The organism is Pseudooceanicola nanhaiensis (assembly GCF_020171315.1).
GTDB classification, from domain to species: Bacteria; Pseudomonadota; Alphaproteobacteria; order Rhodobacterales; family Rhodobacteraceae; genus Pseudooceanicola; species Pseudooceanicola nanhaiensis_A.
Window position 1 is genome coordinate 145,490 of the sequence record NZ_JAIUZP010000012.1, and the last position, 11,098, is coordinate 156,587.

12 protein-coding genes and 1 riboswitch are annotated in these 11,098 nt (G+C 66.4%); of the genes, 11 read left to right on the top strand and 1 reads right to left on the bottom strand.

Annotation, left to right across the window (positions count from 1 at the left end):
* Window positions 1–100 precede the first annotated feature (100 nt).
* The 9 genes from LCM32_RS18960 to trmB all read left to right on the top strand — a co-directional run bounded on the left by LCM32_RS18960 (window position 101) and on the right by trmB (window position 8,384).
* A complete protein-coding gene (locus tag LCM32_RS18960) occupies window positions 101–448 on the top strand; it encodes a hypothetical protein (RefSeq protein ID WP_224822653.1) in 348 nt (115 codons plus the stop codon).
* Between the two features lie 251 nt (window positions 449–699).
* On the top strand, window positions 700–1,260 hold the full coding sequence (locus LCM32_RS18965; protein WP_412070699.1) for an OmpA family protein: 561 nt from the start codon (window positions 700–702) through the stop codon (window positions 1,258–1,260).
* Window positions 1,261–1,272: 12 nt separating this feature from the next.
* Window positions 1,273–1,578, top strand: a complete 306-nt coding sequence (locus LCM32_RS18970) for a hypothetical protein (protein ID WP_224822654.1) — start codon at window positions 1,273–1,275, stop codon at window positions 1,576–1,578.
* A 161-nt stretch (window positions 1,579–1,739) separates the two neighbouring features.
* Complete coding sequence (locus tag LCM32_RS18975) at window positions 1,740–2,744, top strand: PhoH family protein (protein ID WP_224822655.1); 1,005 nt, start codon at window positions 1,740–1,742, stop codon at window positions 2,742–2,744.
* A 73-nt stretch (window positions 2,745–2,817) separates the two neighbouring features.
* A complete protein-coding gene (gene ybeY / locus LCM32_RS18980) occupies window positions 2,818–3,333 on the top strand; it encodes an rRNA maturation RNase YbeY (protein WP_224822656.1) in 516 nt (171 codons plus the stop codon).
* A gap of 26 nt (window positions 3,334–3,359) precedes the next feature.
* The gene (locus tag LCM32_RS18985; RefSeq protein ID WP_224822657.1) at window positions 3,360–4,280 is read left to right on the top strand and encodes a hemolysin family protein; all 921 of its coding nucleotides are present in this window, start codon (window positions 3,360–3,362) and stop codon (window positions 4,278–4,280) included.
* A gap of 155 nt (window positions 4,281–4,435) precedes the next feature.
* Complete coding sequence (lnt, locus tag LCM32_RS18990) at window positions 4,436–6,058, top strand: apolipoprotein N-acyltransferase (RefSeq protein ID WP_224822658.1); 1,623 nt, start codon at window positions 4,436–4,438, stop codon at window positions 6,056–6,058.
* A 10-nt stretch (window positions 6,059–6,068) separates the two neighbouring features.
* Window positions 6,069–6,117, top strand: a riboswitch (SAM-SAH riboswitch).
* A gap of 8 nt (window positions 6,118–6,125) precedes the next feature.
* Window positions 6,126–7,307, top strand: a complete 1,182-nt coding sequence (gene metK, locus LCM32_RS18995) for a methionine adenosyltransferase (RefSeq protein ID WP_224822659.1) — start codon at window positions 6,126–6,128, stop codon at window positions 7,305–7,307.
* A 357-nt stretch (window positions 7,308–7,664) separates the two neighbouring features.
* Entirely contained in the window at window positions 7,665–8,384 is a 720-nt protein-coding gene (trmB, locus tag LCM32_RS19000) for a tRNA (guanine(46)-N(7))-methyltransferase TrmB (protein ID WP_224822660.1), read from the top strand.
* Between the two features lie 125 nt (window positions 8,385–8,509).
* On the opposite strand, the gene LCM32_RS19005 is transcribed toward trmB, so the two are convergent.
* On the bottom strand, window positions 8,510–9,919 hold the full coding sequence (locus LCM32_RS19005; protein ID WP_224822661.1) for a cytochrome P450: 1,410 nt from the start codon (window positions 9,917–9,919) through the stop codon (window positions 8,510–8,512).
* A gap of 146 nt (window positions 9,920–10,065) precedes the next feature.
* On the opposite strand from LCM32_RS19005, the gene LCM32_RS19010 reads away from it, so the two are divergent.
* Together LCM32_RS19010 and LCM32_RS19015 are read left to right on the top strand one after the other, a co-directional pair.
* Window positions 10,066–10,821 (top strand): hypothetical protein, encoded by a 756-nt coding sequence (locus tag LCM32_RS19010; RefSeq protein ID WP_224822662.1) that lies wholly within the window; start codon window positions 10,066–10,068, stop codon window positions 10,819–10,821.
* A 152-nt stretch (window positions 10,822–10,973) separates the two neighbouring features.
* Window positions 10,974–11,098, top strand: a 125-nt coding sequence (locus LCM32_RS19015) for a GTP-binding protein (protein WP_263618245.1), incomplete at its 3' end; no start/stop codon positions are given.

Sequence of the window (11,098 nt, forward strand, 5' to 3'; positions counted from 1 at the left end):
TTCTGATAACAACCCGTTTCGATGGGCGGTTGCTCGGACCGGGGCCGGAAAGGCCGCGCCGGGCGAGACCCGCCCCCAGCACGATCAGATAGGTCACGACATGAAGAAATTCCTCGCCGGTGCCGCCGTTGCGCTCGGGCTCGCAACCCCCGCAGCTGCCCAGTCCAACTATGCCTACACGTTCCCGGAAACCGGCCACGTCGTGTACGTCAGCTGCTTCCGCGGCCCGTGGAAGGAAGTGATCTGGGACCGTCCCAACGCCAAGTTCGTCGACAGCCTGCGGGAGCTTGGCTACGACTACCCGAACGCCCATGCGATCGCGGAACGCGTCTGCCGCGATGACGCGCTGGTCTTCAACAAGGAAGGCCTCAAGCAGGAAATGATCCGCATCTACTATGAGTCGCAGGCTTACCGCGAAAAGGGTGCGCCGAACTACATCCTGCGTTGATGAGGGCGGCACCCCGGGCGCCGGGGCTGCCACATCGGTTTGCTTTGCCTCGGCCCCGTTTTGCGGGGCCGAAGTTTTTTCATCAATACATCCGGCCCCATGGATAAGCCGGTACAATATCTGGTGGAATTTTCTTCACAACGAGACACAATTCGGTAAACTGAATTTCAATTAATCAGGCCGGTCGCGCGCAGGGGAGGCTTCGGGTGACGCTGCGGCAAGCCGGTGGGGGTAACAAAGGAACGACACTGGTGGCAAAAGTCATTTTGAACGCGCTCCGTCGTCTGTCCGGCGGATTGACCGTCGCGGCGCTGGCCCTGTCGGCTTTGGCCGTTGGCCCGGCGCAGGCCCGGACGGAGAAGTACATTCCGGGGATCTGGGTGGACCCCGACGGCTGTGAACATTGGGTCATGGACGATGGCGCGGAGGGCTACATGACGCCCCACGTGAACCGTCAGGGGATCCCGGTCTGCCGCCGCGGCAACGTCTGCGGCGTGATGAACTCGGATCAGTTCTTCGCGACCGACAAATATTACATCAGCCCGGCGAACCGCCAGCGGCTGGCGGAGTTCTTCCAGCAGTCCACGGCGACGGCCTTCATCATCGCGGGCCATACCGACAGCCGGGCATCCGACGAATACAACATGCGCCTGAGCTACAACCGCGCCAATGCGGTGGCCCAGGTCGCGGCCACGACCGGGGCGCGTATCGCCGATGTCCGCGGCTACGGCGAGCGGATGCCGCGCGCCACCAACAACACCGCCGCGGGGATGGCTCAGAACCGCCGCGTCGAAATCATCTGCATCCAGTAAGGGAGGGGAGAGATGAACAGCGTGAAAGTCCTCGCCGGCGCCGCCCTCCTGATCGGGGTCACCGCCTGCCACCCGATTCCCGTTCCGGGCGACAAGAGCCGTGACCGCGGCTTCGACAGCCACCCGGTCTCGAACCTGAAGGCCGGCATCTGGGTCGATCCCAACGGTTGTGACCACTGGATCATCGACGACGGCCTCGAAGGCTACCTGTCGCAGCGGCTTGATCCCTACGGCAAGCCGGTCTGCTCCGGTGCCTATGAGCCGAACACCGCGAACGGCGATTTCAAGCGGGGCATCTGGGACCCGTCGAACGGCTGACGATGCTGCGCCGCGCACATAATACGACCCGAATGCCGCAAGCCTCTGCTTGCGGCATTTTGCATTCCGAAGTCCGCCTAACTACATCCTGTCTGGCATCCGCGCTTGCCATGACGCGCGGTGCTTGGCACCCTGAGGACATATACAGCGAGGAGTCCTGATTGACCGCAACTGTGCTGACCCCGCCTGCAAGCCTCGACACTCTCACCGAGATCCTGGTCGAGTTCCCGGACAACTTCCTTCTGATCGAGCTCTGCGGCGAATATGACCGCAACCTGACAGAGATCGAACAGAAGCTCACGGTGCAGATTCTCCGACGAGGCAACCAGCTTGCCGTCATCGGTGAAGGCCTGGCGGCGAAGGAGGCGGCAGAGGCGCTGCAGGCGCTCTATGCCCGTCTCGAAGCGGGCCGCGAAGTGGGCCCCGGCGACATCGACCGCCAACTGCGCATGAACAAGCCCGAAGCGCCCACCCGCGACGGCAACCAGTTCGAGATGTTCCGCGGCGACACCGTGGAGATCAAGACGCGCAAGAAGATGGTCGAACCCCGGACCGAGGCCCAGAAGGCCTATGTCCAGAACCTCTTCAATCACGAACTCGCCTTCGGCATCGGCCCTGCAGGGACCGGCAAGACCTACCTCGCCGTCGCGGTGGGGGTCTCGATGTTCATCGAAGGGGCTGTGGACAAGATCATCCTGTCCCGCCCGGCGGTCGAGGCCGGCGAGAAGCTGGGCTATCTGCCCGGCGACATGAAGGACAAGGTCGATCCCTACATGCAGCCGCTCTATGACGCGCTGAACGACTTCCTGCCCGGCAAGCAGCTCCAGAAGATGATGGAGGAGAAGACGATCGAGATCGCGCCGCTGGCCTTCATGCGTGGGCGGACCCTGTCGAATGCCTTCGTGGTGCTGGACGAGGCACAGAACGCCACCTCGATGCAGATGAAGATGTTCCTGACCCGTCTGGGCGAGGGCTCCCGCATGGTGATCACCGGCGACCGCAGCCAGATCGACCTGCCGCGCGGGGTCAGCTCGGGTCTGCATGACGCGGAACGCCTGCTGAAGACGATCCCCAAGATCAGCTTCAACTACTTCACCTCGAAGGATGTGGTGCGTCACCCCCTTGTGGCGGCGATCATCGAGGCTTACGAGGCCGACGAAGCCTGACAGCCCGTCCCTTCATCTTTCCGCAAAAACTCGCGGGGGTGTGGGGGCGGCAGCCCCCACCGGACCCGGAAAGATGCTGACGGACCTGATGATCGAAGAGGCGGCCTGGGAGGCCGTCGACCTTGAGGAGATCGCCGAGCGTGCGGCCCTCGCCGCGCTCGCGCATCACGAACTTGCCCCGGCGGATTGGGAAATTGCCGTTCTGGCCTGCAACGATGCCCGCATCGCCGAGCTGAACGCCGAGTTCCGCGAGAAGCCCACCCCCACCAACGTGCTGTCCTGGCCGGCCGAGGATCTGGCCCCGGACGAGGCGGGCGAGGCGCCCTATGCCCCCACGCCCGATCCGATGGAGCCCGGTGCGACGCCGCTGGGGGATATCGCCATCGCCTGGGAGACCTGCCTGCGCGAAGCAGAGGCGGGCGGCATTCCGCTGACGGATCATCTGACGCATTTGATCCTTCACGCAACGCTCCATCTTTTGGGCTACGATCACATTCGTGACGAAGATGCCACTTTGATGGAAACTATCGAGACCGGGATACTTGGCAAGATGGGTATCCCTGACCCATATTCGAGAGACGCCGGGTAATTCCCCGGACAGCATGGAAAGGTAAGATGGGCGAGACCACCGACGGGTCTTCTAGCGCAGCGCAAAGCGCGCTGCCTCAGAGCCAGAAAGAGACCGACGCAGGCGCAAGGCCTGCCACGGCACCGCAACAGGGCTGGCTTGGCCGGCTTTTTGGGGGCCAACGGTCCCACACAGATCCGCGCAGCTTGCCGCAGCCGGGTCCAGTCACCTCGCCTCGTCCTGCCCATGGGATGATCAACCTGCGCCGTATGCGGGTCGAGGATGTCGCAATTCCCAAGGCCGAAATCGTGGCTGTCCCCGTGACCATCACGCGGGATGAACTGGTGCATGTGTTCCGCGAAAGCGGCATGACGCGCCTGCCGGTCTACCAGGGAACGTTGGATACGCCGATCGGGCTGATCCACCTCAAGGACTTCGCGCTTGAACACGGGTTCAACGGCAAGGCCTCGCGGTTCTCCGTGAAGCGGATGCTGCGCCCGCTGCTCTTCGTGCCGCCCTCCATGCCGATCGGCGTGCTGCTGCAGAAGATGCAGACAGAGCGTCGGCACATGGCGCTGGTGATCGACGAGTATGGCGGGGTCGACGGGCTCGTGACGATCGAGGACCTGATCGAACAGGTCATCGGCGAGATCGAGGACGAACACGACGTGGACGAGGTTGCGCCGTTCCAGAAGGAAGCCTCCGGCTCCTACCTGGCGCTCGCCAAGACCCCGCTCGAGGATTTCGAGGCGGCCACCGGCATCTCGATGACCGAGGACGACGGCATCGACGAGGAGGAGATCGACACGCTTGGCGGTCTGGTCTTCATGCTCTCGGGCCGGGTGCCTGCCCGTGGCGAGGTCGTGCCCCATCCCGCGGGCCACGAGTTCGAGGTGGTCGATGCCGATCCGCGCCGCATCAAGCGGCTGCGGGTCCGGCTGAAGGCGCCTGAAGCCGCCGAGGCCTGACCTGCCTGCCAGGTCGGCACCGCGTCCGATCACGCACAGGTTAACCCAAAACGACCGCGCCCCCGCATAGCCGGGGGCGCATTCCGTTTCGCGGCCTGCTAAAGGTCGGGCAAGGCGCCTGACGGACGGGCGCAACTGGGCCGGATCAGGGGATCATGCAGACACTCGTTCACTGGATCGCTGGGTGCAGCCGCCGCGCCCGCGCCGGTCTGTCCGCCGGGGCGGGGCTCGTGCTGGCGCTCGGGCAGGCGCCGGTCGATCTCTGGCCCGTGGCGCCGCTGGGGGCCGCCGGGCTCTTCCTGATGATCGCCGCCGCCCCCAGCCGCCGCGGGGCCTTCTTTGCCGGCTGGTCCGGGGGCGGGGCCTATTTCGCCCTGTCCCTCAGCTGGATCGTCGAACCCTTCATGGTCGACGTGGCGCGGCACGGCTGGATGGCGCCCTTCGCTCTGGTCTTCATGGCCTTCGGTCTGGCGCTCTTCTGGGGCGCCGCTGCCCTTCTCGCACGGGAGGCGCTGCTGTGGCGCCGGACCGCACCGGAGCGGACGGAAGACGGGCGTGCCTACGCGGGTGTCGATCTCCTCTCCGCTCTCGCCGTCACCGGCGCGCTTGGCGGGGCGGAACTGCTGCGGGCCTATGTCTTCACCGGGTTTCCCTGGGCCACCATCGGGCACGGGCTGATCGGCAGCCCGCTGCTGCCGCTGGCGCGGATCGCCGGGGCAGGGGGGCTGACCTTCGTGCTGCTGGCCCTGGGTGCGGGTCTCGTCCTTGCGCTCTATCGCCCCTGGCCCCGGCTGGCGCTCTGGGGCGGGGCACTTGCCGCGCTCTTCGGCACGGCGACGGCGATCCGGCCGCACCTCCCGATCCCGGAAGATGCGCCGATTGTGCGCCTCGTGCAGCCCAATGCCTCGCAGCGCGACAAGTGGCGCGACGAGATGGTCGCTGTCTTCTTCGACCGGATGGTGGATTTCACCGCCGCCCCGCCCCGCCCGCCCGCGACGCGCCGTCCCGACGTGGTGGTCTGGCCGGAAACCGCGCTGGCCTGGCCGCTGGAAGTGGCAGAGGTGCTGACCACCACGATCATGCGCAACGCGGGTGGCTCTGCCGTGGTCGTGGGCGCGAACCGACGCGAAAATGGGCGTTGGTACAATGCCTTGGCCCTCTTGGGACGCGACGGAACCCCTCAGGCGATCTACGATAAATCCCACCTTGTGCCCTTCGGGGAGTACATTCCCTTCGGTGACCTGCTGGGCTCGCTCGGCATCCAGGGCATGGCCACCCGCGATGGCTACGGGTTTTCCTCCGGCCCGGGTCCGGCACTTGTGGACCTGCCGGGCATCGGCCCCGCGCTGCCGCTGATCTGCTACGAGGCGGTCTTCCCGCAGGACATCCTCGATGCCCCCGCGCGGCCCCGGATGCTGCTCCAGATCACGAATGACGCCTGGTTTGGGAATATTTCCGGGCCTTATCAGCATCTTGCGCAGGCCCGACTGCGGGCGGCGGAACAGGCCTTGCCGCTGGCGCGGGTCGCAAACACCGGGGTCTCCGCGATGATCGACGCCAGCGGCGCGGTCACCGGATCGCTGCCGCTGAACGAGGCAGGCTGGCGCGACATGCCGCTGCCCTCCGCCGGTGCGCCCACGCTCTACAGCCGCACCGGGGACTGGCCGATCGCGGCGCTGTTCCTGATCTGCCTTTTGATCGCCCCGGCCCTGCAGGGCCGCCGAACTGTGCTGTATTCGTCGGAGAAGGACGTTGACGCCCCGGAAAAGGGGGCATAGGCAAGAGGAATTGCCGCCCCAACGGCTTCCTGACGGGGTGGGTCAACACTAATGGAGCACCATAATCATGACACGTCGGAACTACATCTTCACCTCTGAATCCGTTTCAGAGGGCCACCCGGACAAGGTATGCGACCGGATCTCCGATGCTGTCCTGGACGCGCTTCTGGCCGAAGAGCCGGAAGCCCGGGTGGCCTGTGAAACCTTCGCCACGACCAACCGGGTCGTGATCGGCGGTGAAATCGGCCTCAGCGATCAGGACAAGCTGCACCAGTACATGGAGGCCGTGGACGGCATCGCGCGCGAGTGCATCAAGGACATCGGCTACGAGCAGGACAAGTTCCACCACGAGACGGTGGAAATCACCAACCTGCTGCACGAGCAGTCCGCGCATATCGCGCAGGGTGTGAATGCCTCGAACGAGAAGGACGAGGGCGCCGGCGACCAGGGCATCATGTTCGGCTTTGCCACGAACGAGACCGAGGCGCTGATGCCCGCCCCGATCCAGTACGCCCACAAGATCCTGCGCCGCCTGGCCGAGGTTCGCAAGGACGGCACCGAGCCGACGCTGCGCCCCGATGCCAAGAGCCAGGTCTCGCTGCGCTATGAAAACGGCGTGCCGGTGGAGATCACCCAGCTGGTGCTGTCGACCCAGCACGCGGATGAGAGCCAGACCAGCGCCGACATCCGCGCCATCGTGGAGCCCTACATCCGCGAGGTCGTGCCCGAGGACTGGCTGACCAAGAACACCGAGTGGTGGATCAACCCGACCGGCAAGTTCGTCATCGGTGGCCCTGACGGGGACGCGGGCCTGACGGGCCGCAAGATCATCGTGGACACCTATGGCGGGGCCGCGCCCCACGGCGGCGGTGCCTTCTCGGGCAAGGATCCGACCAAGGTCGACCGCTCTGCCGCCTATGCTGCGCGCTACCTCGCCAAGAACGTGGTCGCCGCCGGCATGGCCGACAAGTGCACGATCCAGCTCTCCTACGCGATCGGCATCTCCAAGCCGCTCTCGATCTACGCCGACACCTATGGCACCGGCAACGTGGACGAGGCCGAGATCGAGAAGGCCGTGGCCCGCTGCATGGACCTGACCCCGCGCGGCATCCGCGAGCATCTGGCCCTCAACAAGCCGATCTACCAGCGGACTGCAGCCTACGGCCACTTCGGCCGTCTGCCCGACGAGGATGGCGGCTTCTCCTGGGAGAAGACCGATCTCGTCGAGGCGCTGAAGAAGGCAATCTGAGCCGCAAGGCCCCCGAGACACATCGAAAGGCCCCGCTTCGGCGGGGCCTTTTCGCATCCTTCCCAGTGGCCGCCCTTCATCTTTCCCGAAATACTCCGGGGGAATTGCCCCGCCCGCGGGGCAAGGGGGCAGAGCCCCGCGCTGTCGCAGACAGCGCCTTCGGGCGTTTCGAAACGTCCGCTCCGGAAAATGCGCGCGTTCCGGGGGCAGCCCCTGACACCCGTCCCTCTGCTCGCCGACCCGCGCCCAAGAATTTTCGAAAATTCTTGGGAAAATTCTTCGAAGAATTTTCCTGCCCGGCCCTCTGCCGGTGCTTCTCCATTGAAAACCGCGTCTCACACGGCTATCGGGCGGCCCATGAGCGAAGACAGACACCCCACCGGCGCCCCCTGGCGCAACTTCTATGGCCGCTTCAAGGGCAAGGGCCTGCGCAAGTCGCAGGAGGCCTATCTTGACGAGGACCTCGCGCAGCTCTCCCCCGGCAAGGTCGGCTGGGAGGAGAACCCCGATCGGCTGCCGCTCGATCTGGAGGCGCTCTTCGGGGGCCGGGATGTCTGGCTCGAGGTCGGTTTCGGCGGGGGTGAACACCTCGTCCACCAGGCCAGCAGCAACCCGGATGTCGGCATCATCGGGGCCGAGCCCTATATCAACGGCGTGGCCATGCTGCTGGGGAAAATCCGCGAAGCGGGGGTGAGCAACCTTGCCGTCCACCCTGGCGATGCGCGCGATCTCTTCGACGTGCTGCCAGAGGCCTCGATCTCCCGTGCCTTCCTGCTCTACCCCGATCCCTGGCCCAAGAAACGCCATCATCGGCGGCGCTTCGTGACGGCGGAACACCTAGAGCCGCTGGCGCGGGTGCTGAAACCGGGCGCGATCTTCCGTGCCGCCACGGATATTCCCGACTATGTCCGCCAGACACTGCAGGAAGTGCCCAAGGCGGGCTTCGAGTGGTTGGCCGAGGGGCCTGCCGACTGGCGTGAGCCCTGGGCCGATTGGATTTCGACCCGCTACGAGCAGAAGGCGCTGCGCGAGGATCGCTCGCCCCATTACCTGACCTTCCGCCGCCGCGAGAGCTAAGGCTGCGGCCTCCGGGCTGGGCCGCAGACTGCGGGGCCCGTCACGCAGGAACCGTGGCCAGACCGGCCTCAGGCCGCCGCGCTCAGATCAGTTAGTCTGCCGCTGCGGCCCCCCGGTTCCGCGACTCAGACCGGCTCTGCCGTCAGCCAGACACCGCCCTCGGGCCGCAGGGTGATGATCATCACCGGCTCGGGCTCCCGCCCCGGCACGGCCCGGAAGCGATATCGCGCCAGCAGCGTGGCCAGGATGATCACTGCCTCCTGCAGCGCGAAGGAGGCCCCGATGCAGATCCGCGGCCCGTCGCCGAAGGGCAGGTAGGCATAGCGCGGGATGGCCTTGCGGTCTGCGAACCGTTCGGGCCGGAAGCTGTCGGGCGCCTCCCAGAGCAGGTGGTTCCGGTGCAGCGCGTAGATCGGCACCATCACCGTATCGCCACGCCGTACCGCGCGCCCGCAGAGCGTGTCGTCCTCCTGCGCCGTACGCGAGATGATCCCGGCGGCGGGGTAGAGCCGCAGCGTCTCCTCCACGATCTGCCGGGTGAGGGGCAGCTTCGCCACGTCTTCCGCCGTCGCCGCCCGGTCACCCAGAACGGCGCGGGCCTCTGCGCGGGCGGCCTCCTGCGCGTCTTCGTCGAAGGCGCAGAGGTAGAGCCCCCAGCTCAGCGTCAGGGCCGTCGTCTCATGGCCCGCGACGATGAAGGTCAGCAGGTTGTCGCGCAGCTCGTCCCGGTTCATCTGGCGTCCTGTTTCGCCGTCCTCGGCCTGCATCAACAGGTCCAGCAGGTCGGGCACCTCTGAACTTCCCTGCCGCTTGCGGCGGTCGATGGCCTCGTCGGCCACGCTCTTCATCTTGCGCAGGGCGGGCCCGCTCTTCAGCCGCCCGGGGCGCGGCACCCATTCCGGCATCCCCAGCAGATCCGGCAGCGAGACGCGCCCTGCCGCGGCGATATAGGCGTCGATGGCGCGGTGCACACCGGCCCGTTCAAAGCCCTCGCCGCCCGAGAAGGTCACGTCCGAGATCACCTCGAACGTCGCGCGCACCATCTGGTCGTAGAGGTCCAGCGGCTTGCCGTGGGCGGCGGCGATCCGGCGGCTGGCGGCCTCGGCGGCGGCAGACATGACAGGGGCCAGCGCCGCCACGTTGCGGTGCGAGAAGACCGGCGCGGCGGCCCGCCTCTGCCAGCGCCAGTGCGCGCCCTCGGCGATGAAGAGGCTCTCGCCGATGGCGGGGCGCAGCAGGATCTTCGTCACGTCCGACTTGGGATAGCTCTCGACCTTCTCCAGCAGCACGCGGCGGATCGCGTCCGGGTCCATCAGCATGTGCCAGCGGACCCCCATCTTGCCAGAGACGATCGGCTGGCGGGTGGCGATCTCGGGCAGGATGGTCAGCACGTTGCGCCGCGCGGCGGCGAGCGAACCGAAGAGCCCCAGCGGCTGCGTCACCAGCGGCGCGCGGACGGGCAGGGGGCCCGGCTGCTCGGGCGCGGGCGTGCGGGCGGCGGGGCCGCCGCGGGGCGGGAGGGCTGTATCGCTCATGAGCCGTATATAGGGCGTGCGTGCAACAGGCCAAAGCCGCCTGTGGCGCTCCACTTGCAGGGCCTTGCAAAAGGCCTAGGTCGGGCTGGAGATTGCATGAAACGCATGGCTGGGCTATCCGGATCATGCCCCAAAGGAGGACCCGGATGTTCCGCAAACTGATCCCGCTGGCCCTGTGCATGGCTGCGGCTGCCTGCACAAACCCCAACGACATGGACGGAACGACGCCGGACCTTGGCGATTTTCTTCTGGGACACAACATCGTCGTCGCCTCCAAGGCCCAGGAAGGCCCGATGTCGCGCACGGCCTCCGAGGAGGAGTGGAAGACGGCGATGACCGACGCCATGCAGGAGCGGTTCGGCCGCTACGATGGCGATCACTACTACCACATCGGCACCAGCATCGAGGGCTACGTCCTCGCCCAGCCGGGCATTCCGCTGGTGCTTTCGCCCAAGTCGATCCTGCTGGTGAATGTCACCGTCTGGGATGACGAACTGGGCAAGAAGCTGAACGACAAGCCGCATACGATTTCGGTGATCGAGACCTTCGGCGGCCACTCGCTCATGGGCTCGGGCTACACGATGGAGCCGGAAGAGCAGATGCGCGGTCTGGCCCGCAACGCGGCCAAGGAAATCGAGCGCTGGCTGCTGGAGAACCGGGAGTGGTTCGGCGACAGCGTGGCGCCCACCTCGCTGAAGGCGCCTGCGGCGGCTGCGGCCCCTGCAACGGCTGCGCCCGCTGCCACCACGGCGGCCACGACGGCAGCCACCACGGCGGCAACGCCCGTCCCCGCGACGACGGCGCAGGCGGTGCCCGCGGCGCAGCCCGCGGCCACTCCGGGCGCCTCCGCGGTCTTTGCCCCGGTGGTCGAGCCCGAAGTCCTCGGTCCCAACCTTCCCTGACGTGCATCAGGGCGCGAGTCCGGAGCGTCACACCCCCGGATTTGCACGCTCTCTCCGCTGGGACCGCTTGATTTTCCCCTTCGGACCCAATAAATGCCGCCCGGAGACGAAACGGGCCGGGCTGGCCCCACAAACCAGAGGCTCCTTGCATCATGGCAAAGGCAAAGTTTGAACGCGGCAAGCCGCACTGCAACATCGGCACCATCGGTCACGTCGACCACGGCAAGACCACGCTGACCGCTGCGATCACCAAGTACTTCGGCGAATTCAAAGCCTA

Excerpts from the sequence above, each read along its gene's own strand:
- trmB (WP_224822660.1), top strand. The coding sequence starts at position 7,665 with ATGAGCGAAGACAGACACCCCACCGGCGCCCCCTGGCGCAACTTCTAT.
- LCM32_RS19010 (WP_224822662.1), top strand. The coding sequence starts at position 10,066 with ATGTTCCGCAAACTGATCCCGCTGGCCCTGTGCATGGCTGCGGCTGCC.
- LCM32_RS18960 (WP_224822653.1), top strand. The coding sequence starts at position 101 with ATGAAGAAATTCCTCGCCGGTGCCGCCGTTGCGCTCGGGCTCGCAACC.
- LCM32_RS18970 (WP_224822654.1), top strand. The coding sequence starts at position 1,273 with ATGAACAGCGTGAAAGTCCTCGCCGGCGCCGCCCTCCTGATCGGGGTC.
- ybeY (WP_224822656.1), top strand. The coding sequence starts at position 2,818 with ATGCTGACGGACCTGATGATCGAAGAGGCGGCCTGGGAGGCCGTCGAC.
- LCM32_RS18985 (WP_224822657.1), top strand. The coding sequence starts at position 3,360 with ATGGGCGAGACCACCGACGGGTCTTCTAGCGCAGCGCAAAGCGCGCTG.
- lnt (WP_224822658.1), top strand. The coding sequence starts at position 4,436 with ATGCAGACACTCGTTCACTGGATCGCTGGGTGCAGCCGCCGCGCCCGC.
- metK (WP_224822659.1), top strand. The coding sequence starts at position 6,126 with ATGACACGTCGGAACTACATCTTCACCTCTGAATCCGTTTCAGAGGGC.
- LCM32_RS19005 (WP_224822661.1), bottom strand. The coding sequence starts at position 9,919 with ATGAGCGATACAGCCCTCCCGCCCCGCGGCGGCCCCGCCGCCCGCACG.